The organism is Salinactinospora qingdaonensis, assembly GCF_039539445.1.
GTDB classification, from domain to species: Bacteria; Actinomycetota; Actinomycetes; order Streptosporangiales; family Streptosporangiaceae; genus Salinactinospora; species Salinactinospora qingdaonensis.
In genome coordinates this window covers 230143-251672 of record NZ_BAABDD010000008.1, presented here as the reverse complement: position 1 = coordinate 251672, position 21530 = coordinate 230143, and the positions used below count along the sequence as shown (strand labels likewise).

13 protein-coding genes and 1 tRNA gene are annotated in these 21530 nt (G+C 64.8%); 5 read left to right on the top strand and 9 right to left on the bottom strand.

The genetic code is table 11. The features are described 5' to 3' along the window. Nucleotides 1–435: 435 nt before the first annotated feature. Nucleotides 436–903, top strand: a complete 468-nt coding sequence (locus ABD848_RS11370) for a MarR family winged helix-turn-helix transcriptional regulator (RefSeq protein WP_344970730.1) — start codon at nt 436–438, stop codon at nt 901–903. 275 nt (nt 904–1178) lie between these two features. On the opposite strand, the gene car is transcribed toward ABD848_RS11370, so the two are convergent. The 4 genes from car to ABD848_RS11350 form a co-directional block, all read right to left on the bottom strand. Next, nucleotides 1179–4583 carry a carboxylic acid reductase gene (gene car, locus ABD848_RS11365; protein ID WP_344970728.1) on the bottom strand — a complete coding sequence of 1135 codons (3405 nt, stop codon included), beginning with the start codon at nt 4581–4583 and terminating at the stop codon, nt 1179–1181. Between the two features lie 401 nt (nt 4584–4984). Beyond that, on the bottom strand, nt 4985–6868 hold the full coding sequence (locus ABD848_RS11360) for an anthranilate synthase family protein (protein WP_344970726.1): 1884 nt from the start codon (nt 6866–6868) through the stop codon (nt 4985–4987). 38 nt (nt 6869–6906) lie between these two features. Further along, entirely contained in the window at nt 6907–7560 is a 654-nt protein-coding gene (locus tag ABD848_RS11355; RefSeq protein ID WP_344970723.1) for an isochorismatase family protein, read from the bottom strand. Nucleotides 7561–7601: 41 nt separating this feature from the next. Further along, nucleotides 7602–8774: a 3-deoxy-7-phosphoheptulonate synthase gene (locus ABD848_RS11350; RefSeq protein ID WP_344970721.1), complete on the bottom strand. Its 1173-nt coding sequence runs from the start codon at nt 8772–8774 to the stop codon at nt 7602–7604. Between the two features lie 366 nt (nt 8775–9140). On the opposite strand from ABD848_RS11350, the gene ABD848_RS11345 reads away from it, so the two are divergent. Both ABD848_RS11345 and ABD848_RS11340 read left to right on the top strand, forming a co-directional pair. Further along, complete coding sequence (locus ABD848_RS11345) at nt 9141–10286, top strand: transaldolase family protein (protein WP_344970719.1); 1146 nt, start codon at nt 9141–9143, stop codon at nt 10284–10286. A 234-nt stretch (nt 10287–10520) separates the two neighbouring features. Continuing rightward, complete coding sequence (locus ABD848_RS11340) at nt 10521–11672, top strand: IS701 family transposase (protein WP_344970717.1); 1152 nt, start codon at nt 10521–10523, stop codon at nt 11670–11672. A 239-nt stretch (nt 11673–11911) separates the two neighbouring features. Here the strand turns inward: ABD848_RS11340 and ABD848_RS11335 are convergent, their stop codons facing one another. Continuing rightward, nucleotides 11912–13759 (bottom strand): helix-turn-helix domain-containing protein, encoded by a 1848-nt coding sequence (locus tag ABD848_RS11335; RefSeq protein ID WP_344970715.1) that lies wholly within the window; start codon nt 13757–13759, stop codon nt 11912–11914. A gap of 2205 nt (nt 13760–15964) precedes the next feature. Next, a tRNA-Arg gene (locus ABD848_RS11330) sits at nt 15965–16040 on the bottom strand. A gap of 844 nt (nt 16041–16884) precedes the next feature. On the opposite strand from ABD848_RS11330, the gene ABD848_RS11325 reads away from it, so the two are divergent. Next, entirely contained in the window at nt 16885–17925 is a 1041-nt protein-coding gene (locus ABD848_RS11325) for a D-alanyl-D-alanine carboxypeptidase family protein (protein WP_344970713.1), read from the top strand. A gap of 45 nt (nt 17926–17970) precedes the next feature. Here ABD848_RS11325 and ABD848_RS11320 read toward each other — a convergent pair whose 3' ends face one another. The 3 genes from ABD848_RS11320 to ABD848_RS11310 form a co-directional block, all read right to left on the bottom strand. Further along, nucleotides 17971–18744 (bottom strand): RcpC/CpaB family pilus assembly protein, encoded by a 774-nt coding sequence (locus ABD848_RS11320; RefSeq protein WP_344970711.1) that lies wholly within the window; start codon nt 18742–18744, stop codon nt 17971–17973. A 487-nt stretch (nt 18745–19231) separates the two neighbouring features. Then, nucleotides 19232–19597 (bottom strand): FmdB family zinc ribbon protein, encoded by a 366-nt coding sequence (locus ABD848_RS11315; protein ID WP_344970709.1) that lies wholly within the window; start codon nt 19595–19597, stop codon nt 19232–19234. A 217-nt stretch (nt 19598–19814) separates the two neighbouring features. After that, nucleotides 19815–20402: a 5-formyltetrahydrofolate cyclo-ligase gene (locus ABD848_RS11310; RefSeq protein ID WP_425567498.1), complete on the bottom strand. Its 588-nt coding sequence runs from the start codon at nt 20400–20402 to the stop codon at nt 19815–19817. 187 nt (nt 20403–20589) lie between these two features. Between ABD848_RS11310 and galU the strand changes: the two genes are divergently transcribed. Next, on the top strand, nt 20590–21504 hold the full coding sequence (gene galU, locus ABD848_RS11305; RefSeq protein ID WP_344970707.1) for a UTP--glucose-1-phosphate uridylyltransferase GalU: 915 nt from the start codon (nt 20590–20592) through the stop codon (nt 21502–21504). The last annotated feature ends 26 nt before the right edge of the window (nt 21505–21530 follow it).

The window sequence follows — 21530 nt, the reverse complement described above, 5'->3', positions numbered from 1 at the left end:
AGAGGACAACAACTCCTTGGCTCACAGAACGACATGGCTACGATCCGACTTCCCCACCCAACCCCGAAACCGAATAGCAGCCCCACACCAGGCCACCCACCGCGCCGCTGTGTGCTACGCCCCCTCGTTGCCGCGACACGGCCCAACACCGGTGGGCGGCCCCCTCAACCGGCGGTCTGGCCGCAAACCACGGAGGGGACACGACCAGACCACCCGCCCCCGCCGTGCGCTCCACGGCCGCCGATCTCCCCTTTGCCCGTGGGGCGCGCGGCCATCCCGCCCGCAGAGTCGACGGCCAAGACCAGTGAAAGGACTATTCAACAGAGGGATAAGCCGAGAGTACGGATAGATATAAAATAAATTGTTGTACACGCGGGTTATTAGGATTTTAGTTATGCTGATGAGCAGGTAATCGGCGTACGCGGGAGGCAGGCGATGGACGCCAAGACCCGAGAAAAAATCCCCCAGGGTAGCGGCTCGGTCCTCGCCCAAGGCTGGTGCGCCTTGTCGGTGCTGCACGACACCATCGAGGCGCACGTCGAGAAGGCCCTGCAATCACAGCACGGGCTTAGCGTTCGGGAGTTTTCGGTCCTTGCGGCGCTGAGTGAACACGAAGACTCGAAGATGCGGATGAGTCAGGTCTCCGAGTCCGTGGTATTGAGCCAGAGCGCCACCACCCGTCTGGTGAACCGGTTGGAGGAGCGAGGTCTGCTGCGGCGCGTGCTGTGCCCGGACGACCGAAGAGGGATTTACACCGGCCTCACAGAAGAGGGGCATCGCCTTCTGGCAGAGGCGCATCCGACCAACGACAAGGCACTGGAAGAGATCCTCGACGAAGCGGAGACGAACCCCGAGCTGGCCCCGTTGGTGAAGGCTCTGCGTACCCACCGTCCCGGCATCTGACCTCGATGGCCGTTCCCATCTGTTGACCCCGAAAGACCGCCAAGGTCGCCAGGGAGACCAGCGGTGCGCCAGCACAGCGGTAGCCCTGCGCCGTTCGCATGAGGTCCGCAAGGTGGACGTGGCGGGGCACCGCGCGGTTCACCGCTTAGCCCAAGACAGACAGGGCGCCGACGGCCCGGTCTGGCTGACCGGCGTTGACAGCGCGAGCGCAGCCGCCGGGTGGGGCGTTGACAGCGGTCCCCCGGCGACTGCGAAAAGCTGTTTTTATACAGCGGTCATACGAGTTTCTTCAGGTCGTCGGCGTACTTCTCGATGAGCCCCGCCGACAGCCGCGGTATATCCTTCGTCGGTCCGATACCGGCGGCTTGGACCGCGGCATGGAACCGTTCAGAGGGAATGGCCGACCCTCGGATAGCGGCTTCAGGGTGCTTGTAGCTGTGGAGGAGCGGCAGTGCCGAGTACTGTCGTTGCTCGTCGGGCATTGCGCGCATGGCCGCCTCGAAGCGGGCGAGCCAGTCTCCATAGTCGTCTATCCGCTTGATTCCGTAACCCGCGTCGTTCAGCCAGTCCACGAAGGTGTCGAGTGAGATCCCGTCATCGTGGGGGTTCACCAGGTTGAAAGTCTGGTATCCCGGTGCGCCTCCCCCGCCCAGAGTGACGATGGCCGAAGAGTTGAAATCCACCGGTAGGCCGTCATAGTGGGCGCGCTCGGCGGTCGTGTCGTCCTCGGATCGGTAGAACGAACGGGGTGCGATACCGGTGGCGATGATGCTGAACAACAGACGGCTGAACATGTCCGGGACATTCAACTGGCCGCTGTACCGGCTGTGCGCGAGTATCATGCTCGACCGGAACGTCGTGACCGGTAGGCCGCACTCGTCGTGCGCCTCCCGCAGCAGGACCTCTCCGGCCCACTTGCTCGTCGCGTAACCGCTGGCATAAGCATCGTCGTCGATACGCTGGACGGGGATCGCGTCTCGGATGTCGGAGTCCTCGTCCACGGCCGGCTGCCCGGGCCGAGACGTAGCGACGGCCACGCTGGAGATATAGGTGAACTGCTTGATCCTACTGGTCATAGCCAGACGGATGAGTTCCGCGGTCCCCACGACGTTGGCGTCGAACAGGTGGTTGTAGGGCAGGACGTGGTTCACGAGGGCGCCAGCGTGGACGATCAGGTCCACCTCCTTCGACAGTCGTTGCCACGTCGAGTCGTCGAGCCCGAGTTGAGGGGCCGAGATGTCGCCCGCCAGCACCTCCAGATGCCCGGAGGCCGCGTCCCGGAACGTGCGGACCAGGTCCTCGTCGCCACTCGCGAACGCCTCATCGAGTCGGGCCTCGGCCGCCTCGGCGTCCTTCCCGCGCACGACGCAGATCAGCTTTCCGCCGGTCTGTGACAGCCGCTCCAGCCACTCCAGGCACAGGAAACGACCGAGGTAGCCGCTCGCTCCCGTCAGCAGCACGGTCTGGGGAGCCCCGGCAGTGCGGGGAAGAGCGTGGGCGCCAGCGATGGTTGCCGAATCGAGGAACTTGTCCAGAGTCAAATGTCCGGCGTACGCCTCGGTGCTGTCCTGACCGTGCACCGACGCCATACTGGGGCGCTTCGTCCCGCTGCTGCGCTTCTCGTCGATGTAGTTGGCCAACTGCTGCAAATCGTTCGCCGGACTGATGACGACATCTACGGGAACCGGGATCTCGAAGATCTCGTTGAGCAGTTCCGAGAACGAGACAGCGGAGAGGGAGTCCCCACCGAGGTCTCTGAAACGCGAGGTAGGACCGATCTCGGAAGTCGAGCCGGCGAGCAGTGCTTGAGCGGCTCGCTGAACGGTCTCCAAAGTTGGGCGCTCGCGGCCCGTACGGCGTAGCTCACGCAGTTCGTCGTTCTCCCGCGCGGTTATGTCGGCGTACAGCCGCTCAAGAGACTCGGCATACCGTTCCGTAAGCTGTGGCCGCAGCAGCTTACGGTGATCTGAGAGCAGACCGTTCTCTTTGCTGAACGGTTCGGTCTCGATCAAGAAGTCACGCGGAATCTCGTATGAGTTCAGTCCGTTTTCTTTCGCGACCTCCTGGAACGAGGTGCTGAGAGCCTGTTTGAGTTCTTCTTCTTTTCCGACGAATTTTTCGATGGTTGCGGGCGGGGGAACCACCACGGCGAGTAGATAAGATCTTTCGCTGTTGCCGTACACGAAGATCTGCTGTACCAGCGGGCTTGAGGCGAAGATGGACTCCAGGCGTGAGACTGCGACAAACTCACCCTGCGAGAGTTTGAGAACGTTCTTTCGGCGGTCGACGACAGCGAATCGCTCCGGTCTGACCTCCGCTACGATGTCGCCCGTCTTGTAGTAACCGTCGGCATCGAACAGCTCCTCGGTCAACTCGGGATGTCTGTAGTAGCCGGGAATGATGGAGTCGGTCTTCAGCAAGAGCTCGCCGCGCGGATACGGCGAATCGGTCCGGTAGTAGCCGAGTTCGGGTACGTCGTCGAGCCGGTATTCGACCACCGGGGGACGGATCAGCTCGCCGTCGACCATGACTCCGGCAGCCTCGGTGGAGCCATAGACGATGTGTAGCTCAAGGTCAAGAAGGGACTCGATGAACTCGTGCAGTTCGGCCGACAGCGGTGCTGAGCTGGAACTCGCCCACCCGACGCGACCGCCCAGAAGTTCCTGGCGCATCTCCGCCTTGACCTCGGCGTCGACCGTGTCTCGGTCGGCACCGTCCATCTCTCTTCGGTGGAGTTCGCGCTGGTAGCGCTGGAAGAGCATCTCACACACGCGCGGAATCAAGGATAGTTCCGTCGGACGCACGAGGGAGATGTCCTCGAAAAGGGTCGACAGGTCGCTGTTGGCTGTGAAATAGCTGGCTCCGCCGCGCGCCATCGTGTTTTTGAGTGACGAGTGCCCGGCGACGTGGCTCATCGGCATATAGTTGATGTTGACTGCATGCTCCTCGGAGAAGAGCTTCGACCAGGAGCCCCCCCACATTCCGGCCGCGAGCCGTTCGGTGTACATGGCGCCCTTGGGCGTGCCGGTGCTTCCCGAGGTGTAGATCAGCATGGCGAGCGGATCGTCGTCGTCCGCGGGGGTGAACAAGGGGGCCTCGGGCAGTGTGGCACCTCGTTCGACGATCTCCGACAGGGAATCGATGGACACGTCGCGTCCGGCCCGCGCCAGATATTCACGGGCGGAGTCGTACTTCTCACGCTGGTCTTCGACCTGTGGATAGTAGTCGAAGACCACCAGGCGCCGGACCGATGAGCCCTTCACCGCCAATTCGGCAGCCGTATCCAGGTGCTCCAGGCTTGAAGCGAGGATGGAGGGTGCTGTCTCGTCGGTGATCGACTCTAGCTGCGGCAGGGGAGAGCTGGTCTGTAGCGGAACACTGACTGCGCCGAGATGGATACAGGCCAGATCCAGCGTTGTGTAATCACCGCTGGTGAAACCGATAATGGCTACTCGTTCCCCTGGGCGCAGCGCACGCTTCGGCTCGTGATGCCATTCGTTTGCTACGGCGCGGACACGTTTCCAAAGTTCGCGGTAGCTGGTCGTCTCATAGTGCGGTAACAGATTGATTGAGACACGGCCCGTGGTGGAGTCCCGCGTAAACGTCTTCGCACGTTCACCGAAGGCGATTCGATCCGCGTATCGTTCCATAATGGTTGCCATGATCTGCGAAAGCCGCATTAAAGCTTCTCCGTATCCCGATACGGTAAGAAATTCCATGTACGGGAGTCCCGATCGACTCCAGCTTGCAATGCGAGGCTAGCTAAAGCGGAAAAGCACTTTCGAGTGTTCGATCGGCAATCTGTCATGTCGGTCATACGGCGTCCGCCGATTCCCGGTCATCCATACAGGACAGATTGTCAGGGGGAGTTGGAAATGGCTTTCAATACCTCGGGCGAGAGAGGTGGTATACACAAAATAATAGGAATAACTTTTGTTGACGGCGTGTCTCTGTTTCTGCCGTGAGGCGACAACGGAAAAACGTTCTCTCCGGGCGTCGTTTCCAGCGTTCGCGGCTGTGTCGCCCCTCCTCAATGGCGCGCCGCCGTACCATGTCCCCGGCTATGGGAAGCGGGGATCACTCACCGCCGAATGGTTCCACTGAGCAGATCTCCGAGGATCACGGGACCGTTCTCGGTGAGGATGGACTCTGCGTGGAACTGGGCTGAGGCAAAGCCCGGCCCGCGCAGTGCGTGCACCTCTCCGTTCTCCGGATCACGGCACACCTCGATGGCGCCGACTCCGGGGAGCTCCACCTTGTCCTCTTTCGAACGGGCCGAGAAGGTGTTGTAGAAGCCCACACGCTCGGCTTTTCCGAAGAGGTCGATCCTCTTCTGTAGCCCTTGGTTGGGGACCTCCCGCCGGATCACAGGCAGGTCGATCAGGCCGCACAGCACCTGGTGGCTCAGGCACACCGCCAGGAACGGACGAGTGGACTTGAGCAGTTCGGTGAGTGATGAGCGCAGCCGCGCGATCTTGGGGTCTTGAGTCTGTAGGGGATCTCCAGGGCCAGGACCCATCACCACCAGGTCGCTTCCGTCGAGGGTGTAGGGCTCGTCGAAGCGGCGCACCTCCACCAGCAGCCCGAGGGACGTGAGCTGAGCGGCGATCATCGAAGTGAAGGTGTCCTCGGCATCGATCACGAGCACGCTGCGCCCGGCCAGGTCGGGCAGCGGGGTGGCGTCGGAGTGTTTACCCAGCCAGTAGCCGGCGAGGTGGGAGTTTCGACGTTCGAGTGCCGCGCGCACCTCGACATCGTTGCTCAGAGCACCCGCGGGCTCGTCGGTCAGGGCCGAGCGGAGCCCGGCGGCCTTGACCCGCGTCTCCTCCGCCTCCGAGGCGGGGTCGGAGTGACGCACGATGGTGGAGCCCACGCCGATGCGCAACTCCCCGTCGTTGCTGATGTCAGCGGTTCGGATGAGGATAGCCGAATCCAGTGTGCGCTCCCCCTCCCCGTCCCTCCCCACAAGGGCGACAGCGCCGCTGTAGTAGCCGCGCCCCTCGGGTTCGTAGCGACTGATGATCCGAGAGGCGCTCTCCACGGGACTTCCCGTGACCGTGGGCGCGTACATGGTCTCGCGGAGGATCTCACGCACATCCTCACGGCTGCGGCCCTCGATGAAGTACTCGGTGTGCGCGAGCTTCGCCATCTCCTTGAGGTACGGGCCGAAGACCCGTCCCCCCAACTCGCAGAAGCGCGCCATCATCTTGAGTTCCTCGTCAAGAACCATGTACAGCTCGTCGGTTTCCTTGCCGTCCTCCAGAAAACGCAGGACGGAATCCACGGAAGGACCGTTGAGCGGGTAGCGGTACGTGCCGCTGATCGGGTTCATCACGGCGGTGCCCCGGTGCAAGCTGATGTGGCGTTCAGGGGAGGCGCCGATGAGGGTACGCCCGGGAACGTGGACGAGGAACGTCCAGTAGGCGCCGGACTCCCCCTGCAACAGACGCCGGAACAGGGTCAGCGCGACGTGGGGCCCGTAGTCGGAGATGTCGGCGATGTAGGTGCGCTTGAGGACGAAGTTGGCTCCCTCCCCGCTGCCGATCTCCTCGTCGATCAGGCGGCGCGCGGTGGCCGCGTAGGTATCGTCATCAAGGTCGAACCGGCCACCGCCCACCGAGATCCCGGTGTTGGGAAGGCGGTGCATGACCTCGGGCAGTGGCACGCTCTGCTGCTCGTTCACCTCGATCGCTACAAGGGGCGTGCCGTCGTTCACGGCCTCGAACCCCCGCTCGGCGATCTGGCGGTACGGCAGCAGCGCCAGAAGCTCGTGCCCGGGGACGGTTGTGGCATCCCCGTCGGCGGAGCGCAGCGGCAGGGCGTCGAGTTCTTCAAGGTGGCGCACGTTTCCGGTGATCACGTCGATACGTGCTGGATCGCCTGCCTCGGAGCGGTGAAGCAGCGCGTATCCGCCAGAGGTGCCGGCGAGGACTCGCTCCAACAGGTCTGAGGTCTCGGTGGGCATACTGGCGCTCCTCTCCTCATCGGGAATCGTCGTCAGGGTCACCGCGACGCTGTGAAAGCGCCGCCCAAGGCGCTGAGCGCCTGTTCGGCGGAAGCCACCACGGCGCAGCGTGCTGCCGCGTAGCGCAGCGCCATCCAGTGGTCATCGGCGGAGAAGTCGGCGACCGCGTCGGCGATCACGAAGGTTTCGATGTCGTTGCTGAAGGAGTCCACGGCGGTAGCCAGGATTCCGACGTGGGCGTAGACCCCACATAGGATGAGTTGGTCGCGATTGTGGCGCCGCATGAGGGAAAGCAGTTCGGTGGAGTGGAAGGCGCTGTAGCGCCATTTGGTCAGCATCCAGTCGCCGTTGTCGGGGCGGACCGGTGAGGCGACCTCCCGGTCCTCAGGAGCGACACGCATGCCGGGGCCCCAAAAGTCGCGGAGAAGACCGCGTTGCTCCCGGGTCATGTCGCCAGGCTGAGCGGTGTAGGCGATCGGTACGCCGCGCTCAGCGCAGGCGGCCCGGAGGGAGGCCGCTCTCTTGAGGAGCGGGTCTCGCACGCTCTCCGGCAGTGGACGCAGGAAGAACTCCTGTAGATCGTGCAGCAGAAGAACGGACCGCTGCGGGACGATCTTCCATTCGGCGGTGTTGGCGGGCAGTCCATCGTGTTCGGGGAGGAGATAGGGGTCGATCTGCGGAATTCCGGGCATGTCCGAGGTGCATCCTCTCTACCGGTCAGGGGACGTGCGGGTTAGGCGTTCCAGGCCGAGACCACATCCAGGGCCTGCCGAGGGTTGAGACGCGGGTCGCAGAAACTCGTGTATTTCGTGCTGACCTCGTCCAGGCGTCCCGCGTGGTCAGCGCATTCGGTGACCTCATCCGGCGTGGTCTCCAGATGAAGTCCTCCGGCTACCCCGCCCGCCTCGTGGACCGCGCGCTGGAATCCCTCCACTTCGCGGATGACAGTGTCCACGCACCGGGTCTTGTAGCCGTCCTCGGTGCTGACCGTGTTTCCGTGCATCGGGTCGGTCAGCCATACGACAGGGTGTCCGCTAGAGCGTGCAGCCTCCACGAGCGCCGGGAGCCGGTCGCGTATCGTGTCGGCACCCATCCGCGCAATGAATGTGAGGCGCCCAGGCTCCTTCGCTGGATCGAGGCGTTCGCACAGTCCGACGAGTTCATGCGGCTCGACTTTGGGGCCGATCTTGCAGGCCACCGGGTTGTCCACCGTCGACAGCAGGGCCACGTGGGCCTCGTCGAGACCGCGAGTGCGCTCCCCGATCCACGGCCAGTGGGTGGAGCCGAGCAGGTAGCCACCCCCTGAGGGAGAGTCCTCCCAGCGCACCATGGGAATCTCATAGTCGAGGAGAAGTGCCTCGTGGCTGGTCCACAGTTGGGACACGGCTCGTGATCCGGTGCCGTCTCGGCCCCATCCCAGACTGTTCATGGCCTCGTAGGAGGCGGAATAACCTTGGATGATTCGGAGCGGGTCATGACGGCGCAGTTCCGGGGCGGGTTCGGGGGAGTTGACCATGTGGCCTCGGTAGACCGGCAGTTCCTGGCCGGCAGCCATCTCAGTCGGTTTGGAGCGAGGCTTGGCGAACTGTCCCGCGACGCGCCCCACGCGGATGACAGGAAGGTGAGTGTTCATTTGCAGCACTCCGCCGAGCATGTCGATCAGCCCGGCTTTGCGGATCACACCGCCAGACAGGCAATCGGCGGGGTCCTCGGCGCAGTCCCCCGCCTGTAGGACCAGGGCCTGCCCCAAGGAAGCCTTAGCCAGCAGCGAGCGCAGTCGGCGGACGTCGGTTCCCCGTACGAGCGGGGACCGTTCATTCAGGTCGGCGGTCACACGGTCGAGTAGTTCGCTGTCTTCCCATTTCGGTTGTTGCTGGGCCGGCATCGCTCGGATTTCGCTCAGCACGTTGTTCACCTCGTCAGGAGAAAATGAAGCAGGAGAGTCGAAGTTGGGGCAGAGAAAGAGGCGTTATGGCAGGCGTGGTGTCCTCCTGGCGATAGGGTCCCACCATGGCTTTGCACTGCGGCTCCGAGCGGAACGCCACCGCGCGGCCGCTGAGCAGGAAGAGGGATATCCGGTAGCGGCTTTCCAACATGGAATTTTTCATTGAAGAAAACGGTGCGGCAAATACATTTCTTATCGCTGTCATGTTGGTTCGCATATGTCAGGTGCGGCCATAAGTCCAATGAGCCATGGACCCGCCTGTCCTCCGTCAGCCGGACTAAGCTGCCTGTCCGAAATATTCTTTGACCAGTCGAGGTGGGAAGAACGTTGCCCGAGAACATCCGCTGGTACGACACGGAGGAAGGGCAGGCCTTGGTCCGCCTTCTTACCGCGGAGGGGGTCTCTCCGTGGCTCCAAGGGCTGACTAGGGAACAGCTCGTCCGAGGCGAATTACGCCGCGCGGCGAAGGCGGGCCTGTGCGGTGCTCTTTTGGATGCCGCTGACATAGGGACCGCCCTCCGCTGGGGGACGGCCTACCGCGCACAGATGGAGCAACTGGCGGCCCAAAACGTGTCGCTGTCGACCGCGCTTCGGGTCATCCTCGTGAAAGACGCGCGTCTTGCATGCGATGACCTGCTTGGTCTCTATGAGGAGACGGGCGGTGCGGATGGGCAGGTATCGTTCGCCATCTCTCCCTCTCTGGCGTTCGATCCTGACGCCGCTGTCATGGAGGCGCGTGTGGTGCGCAGGACCGTGGACCGGCCCAACCTTCTGGTGGCGCTGCCGGGCGTGGGGGCCGGGAAGACGGCTCTGGAAAGGTTGCTGGCACGCGGTATCGGGGTGCACGTCACCGGAGTGTTCTCCGCCAAGCAACACCTCCGGGTCCTGCGGAGCTGTGCCAAGGGGCTGCGCGCGGCGTTGGACAGCGGCCGGAAGCCCGAGTCCCTCCATGTTGTGGTCTCGATGCCGTTGAGCCCTCTCGACAGCGCCGCAGCAGCGCTGGTCGAGAAGACGGCGCCGGACCAAGAGGACTTGAGTGGGGTGCTTGGAATCGCCAGTGCACAGATGACCTTCCACACCCACGAGGTGGAGCTGTCACGTCCCGAGTGGGCCGCTTTGACCGATAAAGGGGCCCTCCCCCCGAGGCTGATGTGGCGCCACCACCGCTCGCAGGCGGCTGCGTTGTCTCCTGGCCACTACGTCCGCGGCGTCGTCGGCTGGCGCACGATCATGGCCATGGATTCCGACGCCTTCGCCGCCGCAGCCGCCTCCGAGCAACCGTGCGGGGACACGCTGCTCTGCGCCCGCCCGCAGGCTATGGCTGCTCTCCAGGAGTTGGAGGAGATCGGGATCAACCTCTCCACCATCATCCCCGCACTGCAACGTGAGCACGTCGAGAGCGGGGTCCTCCGGAGGGAAGAGGTGCTCGGGCTGCTCTCCGACGTGTTGGAAGAGGTCAATTCCACTCGTTGAGGAGACGGGGGTCCCTCCACCGCCGGACGGGCCGCGGGTGTGAAGAGCCCCGCCTGGGTGCCCTGTCGGGGGCGGCCGACAGGCTTTGGCACGACGGCAGAGTGCTCGGGCCAGCGTCTGCTACGTAGACCCGGTGTCGCCTGCACCTCGTGCGGACAACCGTCCCACCGCAAGGTGGAGTGCAGTCACGCCACCGGGCCGACGCCCGGCCGATCCCGAGCGAGGAGAGCCGTGATGGTTCTAACCGCGTCTCAGTCCGATGCCCGTGAAGCCGTTTTGACCGACATGTCCGCATCGCTCTTCGCCTCTCTGTCCCGTGCCGATCAGCGCCGCAGAGGTCTCGCCTACCTGCGCGGCCTGTTGTCGGTGGAGGGCCGTAAGTCCATCAGCAACATCGCCTCCGGCCTCGGCCCCGGAGCCGAGCAGAGCCTCCACCACTTCGTGAGCAATTCGACCTGGTGCTGGAATCCGATGCGCGACGCGCTCGCCTGCTACGTCTCCGAACGCTTTCCCCCACGCGCATGGGTGGTGCGCCCCACCCTGATCCCCAAAGCGGGACGCAACTTCGTTGGAGTGGAGCGTCACATACATCCCGAGACCGGTACGGCGGTGAACGCTCAGCGCGCGGTGGGGGTCTGGAGCACGCACGAGAGTATGTCCGTGCCAGTGCACTGGAGGCTCCACCTGCCTCCCGCCTGGCTTCGCGACGAGGAGCGCAGGCGACAGGCCCTCATCCCCGATGAGGCGGTGGAGGAGACGATGGGTGACTGCGTCACCGCTGCCGTTCTCGCCAGAGCCGACCGTGAGGGGCGCCGGGTACCGGTGGTCGCCGATGCCCGCGGGCAGGACGCCGCCTCCATGATTCGTCGCCTGCGAGCACGAGGGTTGCCCGTGGTCGTACGGATCGAAGGAAGTATGGAAGTCGAGCCGCTCGTTGACCGTTTCCCGGGGCCCTGCCCCGCGCACCGCCTCATGGCTGCGGCTCGCCACCTTCGACGGGTCGTGCCGTTGAGAACGGCCGCTACCGGGGTGAGCCACCAATCGCCCCTCGTGGTCGCCGAGGTGAGCGTGCGACTGCCGTCCAGGAGACACAGAACGAGCGACATGGAGGGCATGCTCCTGCTCGCTGTCGAGGACGTGGCGGGCAGTGGTCCCACGGAGCTGTGGCTGGCCGATCTAGCGAAATCCTCCGTCGCCGATGTGGTATCGCTGACCCGATTGATGCAGCAGGTCGACTACGGGGCAACCATCGCCGACCGTCTTGGCATCCGGGACTTTTCGGGTCGTTCCTTCACCGGATGGCATCGGCACGCGACCTTGGTCTCGGCGGCACACGCGGTGGAGGCGCTCGCCGGCACCTCTCCGAGCATGGCCCGAAGCGCGTGACCCCCGACCCTGCGTGCTGCCCCCTCCGTTCGCGGAGGGGGCAGCACGCCCGTGGGCCGTGCCCGGCCCTCAGACCGGGGACGCTGCTGTTCGATGGGCCGGCAGCAGGATGCATCCGGCTCGCCGAGTCCGTACGCAAGACCGGCCGCGCCGCTTTCACAGTGCGGTGCAGCAGGAAACATCCGGAAGGGGCAGCCGTCCTGGGCCGGACTCCCCCCGCTTCGGACAGGGCAAGCAGGTCAATCTTCCTCCAAAGCACTCCGGACACCCGTACTGTTCCGCTGTAGCAGATGATGCAGGTGCACCAACCGCAGGGCCAGGTAAAGCTCCAGAGACCGCTCCGGTTGCTGCCACTCGGGGCCGAGCAGTTCACCAATGCGCTCCAGGCGACGTGACACGGTGTTTGGGTGGACATGGAGCCGCTTCGCCGCGTGCGTGGGACTGTTTCCGGTAGCGAAATAGGCTTCCAAGGTCGCCAGCAATTCAGTGCCGTGCTGCCGGTCATAGGCCAGGAGAGAACCGATAGTGGAATCGATGAACCCCGATATGTCCTGGCGATCCGACAGCAGCGTTCCGAAGAAGCCGAGTTCGTCGGCAGAGGCCGCTGTGCCCTTCCCGTACATGGTGAGGATCGCGTCCAAGGTCCTGCACGCCTCCCGGTAGGCCGTGTGCACCTCCGCTCCGCCGGTGAAAGGGCCGGCCCCCGCCGCCGTGATCGGGAGTCCCAGGACCCGTTGAAGTTCGGTCGCGACTTCGCGGGCTGCGGTCCCGGAGGCAGTTCCGGGGATCAGCAGGACGAGACGGTCACCTTGAACGGTCCGGAGTCCCTGACGCCTCTGGGTGAACGAGTTGGCCCAGGACACCGCCTGGGCGGGGATGGCCTCATCAGTCTCGACCACCACGATGACCTGGGGCTCGCCCAGATCGAGCCCCAGACGCAGGGCCCGCTGCTCTCGCCAGCCCATGGAGCGGCGGTCGAGGTCAGAGGCTTCGAGCACCAACTGACCGAGGAGTTCGTTACGGAGTTGGCCCACCGACACCGAGCCGCGCATGCACAGCAGTGCGGTGATCGAAAGTGTCTGGGCCGCCACTCGGATCTGCTCGACAGCCTCCTTCCCGACCGGTGAGTCGAAAACGAAAAGCACGATGCCGAGATCCTCGCCCTCAGCGCGAGCGAGCGCCGCCCATGTGTGCTCGTCCAACCGTACGGGTTCGCCCGAAGCGTGAGCTTGTGACATACCCCTTGAGACGGCGGCGTGGGTGGGCCAGTCGCCGCCAGAGGGCTGCCCCGTGCTGCACAGTTCGTCGCCGTGTGCGGACAGGAGCCGCACAGCAGCACCGAGGTGTTTGGCGATCTCGGTGATCAGGGAGGTGAGTTCGGCTCCGCTGAGTATGTTGGAAAGAAGCCGGTCGGGCAGGAAGGAACCCAAGTCGCCCCGCTTCCCCTCAAGTTCCAGCCGGGCTTGTAGATCGTCCCGAGCGGCTTCGGCCTTCTCCAAGCGCTCCATCCGCCGCAGCAATCCGCCGGCAATCTCACCGAAGCTGCTCATGAGCGACACCTCGTCGACGCTGAAATGGCGTACGCTGCGGGAACCGGCGAAAAGTATCGTGGAGGACTCGGTGTCACGGGACAGGGGGATCGCGATGAGGCCCCTCACCCCCTCGGAGAGCATCATGTCGTCGGCGACCTCGTCGTGGGTGAAGCGTTCATCGGAGAGGTAGTCGGGAGTCCACGCTGGCGCCTGGGCCGACAGCGCCCATTGCCCCAGGCCGCCCCCCTCCACCGTGGCGACCTCCGCATGGAGCATCGTGGAAACATGCCCGTCCGGGGCGTGGATGTAACGGCCCTCCCTGCGGCTTTCCACCTCGATGAACGCGATGTCCAGCCTCATCAGAAGACGAGCGCGGCGAGTCAGCATCCGCTGGAGATCCGTCTGGGTCTGTTGCTCGGCGAGGTCTCGGACAGCATCAATAAGCGCAGTGAGCGCCCCTTCCCGGTCTCGGCGGAGTTCGAGTTCTTCATGGACCCGAGCCACGCTCTGCATGACGTCGTCCATCTCCGGGTCCCCCCACGCTGCCCCTTCCACGTTGTCACACTCTCGCCTTTCTGAACGTCAGGGGATTTTTTTCATATTTTTTGCATCATAAATACACTCTATCGGACGAGTTACGAAGATGGTAACCTATTTTTAGTTTTGGCGTAATATGTCAAGCTTTATCCACATCTGTGGAGGGTGAGGGTAGGGGTGGTGTGATGATTTGGCTGGTGGTGCGCGTTTTCCGTGGTTGAGTGCGTTCATGCGACTCATGGGACTGTTTATTAGTGGAATGTCCAAGGGAAGGGTGGACACGAGTTCGGGTAGGCACGTCAGTGAGTGACCAGGAGCTTTTATCTTGATGCCCGGAATTTGTGATAGGGGACACGTGGTAGGTGAGTTTGTACTCCCTGATACCGGGCATCCTGAGCGAGCTATGACTGGATCTTCAGTCGAAAGACGGGGCACGGAGTGAGCGACGATACCGATCGCGAAGCCGGTATCGGTCATGGGTCCGGTCGTCATCCCGAATGACTTCACGGTGCGGTCCAAAGCCTGGGCACGCTGCGTTGCCCCAGGGCGTTACTGTCTCGTTTGAGCTGGACCTTCCGCTGTATCCGACCGGGGCCGTGACAGTGAGGTGGACACCTGGGCCGGGGGCGCACACGCCGCTGGCCCGTCGGCCACGGGTTTCCGCTAAAGAAAGCGGGGACTAGGCCGAGGGTCGTGACCTCGGCGGGGATCGAACCGGGCGCGCTCGCGTCGCCTTTTCGGAACCGGGACGATGAACTGCGCATCGACGCCGCAGCAGCCACGGGGACGGCTCTGCCCCGTGGTGGCGTCGTTGCTGTGCTATGCCGTTCGATTGCCTGCGGCTATGGCACCTCGCCAGAGGCGTTGGTGCCTGCACGGCACGACAGCGGCCCGGTACCGCGGCGGACCCGCTCGTTGTCGCTCAGAGCGCGCATGCTTGGCCCGCTCAACTTGCACGCTAAAAGAATCAGACCGCTTCAGGGGCCGAAGTGGTATCAGGAATCGAGGGGGCGGCTGAGAAGGCGTCGAGGTGGCTGGCGCTTTTGTGGGGCACAGTCGGCCTGTCGCGGGAAATCATGCTGTGACAAAGATCCGGTACCGCTTGAAAGTCGTTCGGAGTTGCAGTGGAGCAGGAGGTCGCACACATCCGGATTCGGCGAGGGATGTTCTCCCGTGCGGAGGAAAAATTTAACGTTTTTAGTTGTCCGGTGCCGGGATGATGGTCTTGATGGGTCGCGGAAACGCTGTGTCGAGGCTAACACGGCGAACCCAGTGAAAAAATTGGACGGGCTCTTCGCCGGCACGGCTGGTGGTAGAGACAACAGAAAGACGGGCGCAGTTCCCGCCGGCGGTCTGTGTGTTGGCAGCTTCGGCTGAGTGGCTTTATGAATAGGGGAGTCATTCCGTCAGAGCAGAGTTGATCAATCTTTCACTCGGACGCATTCATGCGAGTGCCGGATAGGGGGAGGCGGGGCGACGCCACTTAACATCCAGAGCGAAAGTAGCCCTCCAGTTCCGTCCTGCGGCCAGGCCACCGATCAGTAGTCCAGACGAGTAGGGGAAGACCGTCGAACAGGATGACACCGCTGAAGACGAGGAGCACGACCTATGCCATGGTGACCAGCGCACGGCTTCCCGGTTCGCTCCCCGATACTGCGGTAGACCACGCCAGCCGGTTGCTCCTCACCCGGAGTCAAGCTTCCCGCCATGGGGAACGTTCCTCCCAGCCATTTTGTTCATGACACGCTTAACAAGCGTAAGTAATATTTGCATAGGCTTCCGTGTGCACGAGAAAGATAATGCCTCATGCAAGTACTATCTCGCAAGGCTTCGGTGGAGGAGGGCGCTGTCGGGTTAGATGGCGTGTCGACGGCTGCGTATGGGCGGCCAACACGAGTCCTATCGGCCGGTCAAGCGGCTACACGGTGCTCGACACGTGCAGCCCGTCGCCGCAATATGGGTGCACCGGAGGGTGGGAACGCTCCTCACCGAGGCTGATCGGCCCGTCCCTCCCCAACAAAGCTTCGGAGTTGCGCAACGGGCGCGGAGACAGTGCGGCACGAGCGCGGAGTCGCCATGCCGGGCTGAGAAGGGGCCGGGCGGGCGCGGTTCTCTTAGGCTGACGCGACCATGCGGAACTATTACGCCAGTCGACTGCCACCCGCAGGGCAACCCTGCCCACCCCTGGCCTTCTGCGATGAAGAAGAAAAGGCGGGCCGAACCTGGTGGCCCCAGGAGGATTCGAACCTCCGACACCCGCTTTAGGAGAGCGGTGCTCTGTCCCCTGAGCTATGAGGCCGAGTCGCTCCAAGCCTAGCGGACCGTGCGGTCTCGTTGGTGCCAGAACCCCCCACCGGGGCGGCAGCGGCCCGGAACAGACAAGGGTGAGGGAAAGATCGGGGAAGACGTAGCGCCCGCGCCGGCAGGGTGGCGGAGCGACAACACGGGCAGGATCGCCGACGCTGTCGCATTCGCGCGCTTTACCCTCTACCTTATTTCTGCGTGAGTTCACTTCCGAAAAGTAGCCACTACTCAAGGTGGCTGTATCGTGGCGACACGTGCCACTACCTCATAGGAGTAGCCTTGACCTGCCTAAATCAGAGAATCTGAATGTCGCGTTGCTCACCTGCTCCGCGGTCGGCCAAGCGTGGCCGCCCCCGGTGAGGCCGCGGAACAGCCGCCCGAGCTGTACTGCCGGCTCCCCAGGGCACGCCGAAAATGGCCAGGCGTGGTCCACACCTTGCGACCGTTCAGTACCCTTTTCGCGTGAAGGGTTGTCATAGCCTTTGAGTGATTCCCGTCACACGCTTGTCGTGACCGGGTAACGGCGTCGAGAGACCCGACCGGCGCATCCCCGTCACGCAGAGGCGACATCCCTTGAGCAGTAAGTTCATCGGGGCTCCCGGTCTTGGAGCGTGAAGGACGACCGTGGGTTTCCCGATGCGCGCTCGACCCGTCGCAGCACCCGCCCCGATTACGGTCGTGTGCCAGGTTGCGATGTGGTCAGGCAGCCCATCGACCCAGGTAGTCGGAGGAATCACGTGCCGTTCGTTCTCGACTCGACGCGGCGAAACAACCGCGTACCGAAGAGCGGGGCCACGTCCACCCTTCCCTCTCATCCGCGTCTCCGGCGCAGGTTCATCTTGACCACCCTGTTCACTGTGGCTTTCGCCCTGTTCGCGGTCACGGGAGGACAGGCCGTGGTCTCCCCGGCGACCAACCCCGCCGCGGCCGACGAGAGCCTGGAGTCGTTGAAGGAACAGGCACAGCAGGCCAAAGAAGAGCTGGAGCAAGCCACCGAGGACTACACCCAGCGTCAGGAAGAGCTGGAAAAATCCCAGGAAGAGCTGGTCAAGACGCTGCACGAGTTGCAGCAGACCGAACTGCGCCTCTCCGAGATGCGCCAACCCCTGGCCCAGATGGCCGCCATGCTCTACAAGCAGCCCGACGTTGGAGTGATGGGCCTGATCACCTCCGGCTCCTTTGACACCGACTTCCAAGCCGAGTCGCACATCGTCAAGATCTCCAACAACAAGGAAGCCCTGCTAGAGGAGGCCAGCAACCTGCGCGAAAAGCAGGAGGAGCTGACGAGCGAGGCCCAAGAGTTGCAGTCGCAGAACCAGTTGGAGAAAGTCGAACTCGCCGACCAGCTCGCGGCGCTGCGCGACAAGTCCGAGAAGAGCACCGAGAAGCTCACCAACGAGCTGGAGGAGCGCGGACTGTCGGTGGACGCCTACATGGCCGGTGTCGAATGCGACCCCGCGGCCGGCAGCGCGGCCTCTGGCTACCCCAACGGGCTGCTGCCACAGGAAGCCCTGTGCGAGCTGCACCAAGAAGGCGAGTTCCTGCGTGCAGACGCCGCCGTCGACTTCCTGCGCATGAACCAGGCCTACGCCGAGCGTTTCGGCGAGAGCATGTGCCTGACCAGCTCCTACCGTGACCTACCCAACCAGCAGCGGGTGTTCCGCGAGCAGCCGCCCGGCAACGCCGCCGTGCCCGGGACCAGTAACCACGGCTGGGGCTTGGCGGTCGACCTGTGCGGCGGGGTGCAGAACCAGGGATCACCGCAGTTCAACTGGTTGGAGGCCAACTCCCGCGAATACGGCTGGTTCCACCCCCAGTGGGCCTACTCCAACCCATTCGAGCCTTGGCATTGGGAATACGAGGCCGTGCACGGCGAATAACGGGTGCAACGGCCGGGCCCTCGTCGCCGCGGGGCGCTGCGGTGCTCATAGCCTCACGGGAGGGCCACGCTGTCGCCTGCCACCTCGCACTGTCCGAGGCCCGGTACGGCGCCTACGGCCACGCCGGTCACACCGGCCCCTCGCGCGCCGGCGGATCGTCACCGACAGCCGGCTGCCCGCGGCGTGCCCGGCGAGCCGTTGCGCCTCCTCCTCGGTGACCGCTACCACCACGAGCGCCTCGGAGTCTCCCGCCGGCCCCGCGGTGTCGCCTTCGGCAGCGGGCAGTGCGACCACAGGCCGGTCGCTGACAACGGTGGTGGCCGTCGCTGCCGGGCGTGCCGCGCCGAGGGCCAGGCCCTCGCCCGCGGCGGCGAGAACGTCGACCCGGCTGCCGGGCCGCAGCAGCGACACGGCCCCCGGATCGGCCAGGCGTACCGGAGCCGCCACCAGAGCCGGGCCGTAGGCCGCAGCGGGCGGGTCGGCGAGCCGGGCCGGGGTCAGGACCTCGCCGCGCCGCACCGGAGCGCTGAGCCAAGTTCCCGTGAGGTCGCGCTCGGCGGAGATGGCGCTATCGGGGACGGCCTCCCGTGCCAGCGCGGCCACCGTGACATCGCGCGCTTCGAGCGGTTGCCGGGCGTCGTGGTCGTGCGCGGCGACCACCACCTCAACCGTGGCAGGTGCGGGCGGACGCACCGCGAGTACGGCACAACCCAACGCCGCCACGGCGCACAGCGCAGCCAGAGCGCGCCGGTGGCGGGCCAACAGGAGAGTGATACGCAGTCGCCGCAGCCGGCCGCGACGGGGCGAGTCGGTAAGCATGCACGTACCGTAGGCCGGGCCGGCGAGGAGATGTCGGCGCTATCCACAGCCCCGCCGCGCCGGGTGGCCCGGTGGGTTCAAGCGCCGATGCGCCGTTCTGGTCTGGGGCAGCCACGAACAGCCGCCGCGCGCACCGCACTCCTGGGCCGTGCCGATGAGCCTCACGGCACGGACCAACTACCGGGGCACTCACGCCCCGCCCGCAGGGGCGGCCACCAGGGGCTCGCCGTGGGATTCGGGAGCGGCCGGCGTGGCCGCACACTCCCGCTAGCTTCTCGCTTCTCACCACCCGGCTGCACAGGCGGGTCGCGGGGCGGCAGGGGCGCTTGCGGCAACCCGGCGTGGCCTCGCAAGGAGGAAATAGGACCACTACACGCCGGCAGAGCGCGACGGTGACCGACCTTTACACCACGGGTCGCGCGAGGATGGCCGGCCGCGGTGCGGCGCGGCCGGGCAATGGCGAGACCACAAAGGGGTAAGGGAAGGCTCAGGCGACCTTAGTGTTCGAGGCGGCGCTCGCGGAGCTGTCCGAACCACCACTGCTGGAGCCGGAGTCGCCGGAGCCGGAACTCGACGAGTTCGAGGAGCTCGACGCGGTGGAATCGCTGGTGGAACCGGAGTCCGAGGAACCCGACTCCGAGGAGTTCGAGCCGCCCGTGATGGAGCCGTTGGGCTTGTTGCCGCTGTCGGTGCGGTAGAAGCCCGAGCCCTTGAACACGATGCCCACGGCTGAATACACCTTGCGCAGCCGCCCCTGGCACTCGGGGCAGTCGGTCAGCGCGTCGTCGCTGAACTTCTGCACGACTTCCAGATCGGCACCACAGTCGGTGCATGCGTACTGGTAGGTAGGCACGAATCCTCCTTGCTGGCACTCTCGCCCATCGACTGCTAAATAGTACGCGCTCGCGGTGCGGTCCCGCACCACCGGGCCGGCAGGAGGCGCCATCGCCCGGCTGCCTCAGCCCACGTGAAGCAACGCCTTTTCCGAGGAGACTGTTCCCTATCGAGGTCAGAGCGGTGCGCTGACCTCGACGGCCCCCACGTGGCCGCCGCCTTCGCCGGCGGTCGGCTCACTGCGGGGCGAGTCGTCGCACGCCCCCACCCGGGGTGACGACCGCGCCTACCGGTTGGTCGTGGGGCTCGGCCGGTACGGTGTCGACGAACTCGTCGTCATAGACAGCGGCCAACGTCAGCGTGTTCGGCCCGACCCGCGCCAGCGCCCGGTCGTAGTACCCGGCGCCGCGCCCCAGCCGGACGCCGCCGTGATCCACCGCCAAAGCCGGGCAGATCACCGCCGCGGCCCGGTGTACCGCTTCGGCGCCGTAGCGCTGTCCCATGGGTTCGAGGAGGCCGTGATCGGCCGGCGTGAGGCTGTCGGGCCCCTCGTAGGCCGCCCAGTCCAGACTGCCGTCAGCGAGCACGACCGGCAGCAGCACGTAGACACCGTGCTTCCACAGCGCGGCGACGAGTTTGTGCGTGGGAGGCTCGGTCCCGATCGAGTGGTAGGCACACACGGTGCCGCCCATCGTGATGCCGGGAAGGGCGAGTACCGCGTCGCGCAGGGCCGAGCCGGCAGCGGTGCGTTCGGCCGCCGGCATGGCACGCCGCGCGGCGAGGAGTCGTTCGCGCATCTCGCGCTTGGCCTGGTGCTGATCCATGGTGGTTCAAGTGTGACACTGCCCGCATTCGACCCTCGCCCCAGGTAAGAATCGGTCGATAATTTCCTTCCTCGCAACTGCCTGGATTCTCCGTATACCCCTTTTGTCAGTACAAATCAGATGCAGCCGCAGGTCATCCTCCGCATGCCAGGAATCTTCCGTCGCTGTTGTGGCCTAAAGTGCCGACATGGCTGATTCCCAACCCCATGTGGCACCCGTCACCAAGGCCGTTGTCCCAGCAGCGGGCCTGGGCACCCGCTTCCTGCCCGCTACCAAGGCCACGCCCAAAGAGATGCTGCCGATCGTCGACAAACCGGCGATCCAGTACGTCGTGGAGGAGGCCGTCGCCGCTGGACTTCCCGACGTTTTGATGATCACCGGCCGCAGTAAGCGCTCCATCGAGGACCATTTCGATCGGGCCTACGAGCTTGAGGAGGCCCTCCGCCTCAAAAACGACCAGGAGCGCCTGGAGTCGGTACGCGAGTCCAGTGAGCTGGCCCAGCTCCACTACGTGCGCCAAGGCGAGCCTCGGGGCCTGGGCCACGCGGTGCTGTGTGGCGCCGCCCATGTCGGCAACGAGCCCTTCGCCGTGCTCTTGGGCGACGACATCATCGCCGGCCGGGAAACGCTGCTGCAACGCATGATCCGCGTGCGGCAGACTTACGGCGGCAGCGTCGTCGCCCTCATGGAGGTCGAGCCTGAGCAAGCCTCCCTCTACGGCTGCGCCGCCATCGAGCCCACCGACGACGCCGATGTGGTCACCGTTACCGATCTGGTGGAGAAACCAGCCCCCGACCAGGCGCCCAGCAGTTGGGCGATCATCGGTCGCTACATCTGCGACCCGGCCGTCTTCGATGTCCTGCGCGACACCCCGCCCGGCCGCGGCGGAGAGATTCAGCTCACCGACGCCCTGCGTGAGCTGGCCCAACGCAAGCCCGTTGACGGCGGACCGGTACACGGTGTGCTTTTTCGCGGGCGTCGCTACGACACCGGAAACAAGGTGGACTACCTTCGCACTGTGGTGGAATTCGCGTGTGACCGGCCGGATCTGGCGACAGAGCTGCTGCCGTGGCTCCGCGAATTCGTGGCCAAACGGAGTTGAGCCACCGGCAGTTCGACGCCCGGGTG

Coding starts and splice junctions, on each gene's coding strand:
- ABD848_RS11370 (WP_344970730.1), top strand. CDS start 436: ATGGACGCCAAGACCCGAGAAAAAATCCCCCAGGGTAGCGGCTCGGTC.
- car (WP_344970728.1), bottom strand. CDS start 4,583: ATGCGGCTTTCGCAGATCATGGCAACCATTATGGAACGATACGCGGAT.
- ABD848_RS11360 (WP_344970726.1), bottom strand. CDS start 6,868: ATGCCCACCGAGACCTCAGACCTGTTGGAGCGAGTCCTCGCCGGCACC.
- ABD848_RS11355 (WP_344970723.1), bottom strand. CDS start 7,560: ATGCCCGGAATTCCGCAGATCGACCCCTATCTCCTCCCCGAACACGAT.
- ABD848_RS11340 (WP_344970717.1), top strand. CDS start 10,521: ATGGTTCTAACCGCGTCTCAGTCCGATGCCCGTGAAGCCGTTTTGACC.
- ABD848_RS11320 (WP_344970711.1), bottom strand. CDS start 18,744: ATGCTTACCGACTCGCCCCGTCGCGGCCGGCTGCGGCGACTGCGTATC.
- ABD848_RS11310 (WP_425567498.1), bottom strand. CDS start 20,402: ATGGATCAGCACCAGGCCAAGCGCGAGATGCGCGAACGACTCCTCGCC.
- galU (WP_344970707.1), top strand. CDS start 20,590: ATGGCTGATTCCCAACCCCATGTGGCACCCGTCACCAAGGCCGTTGTC.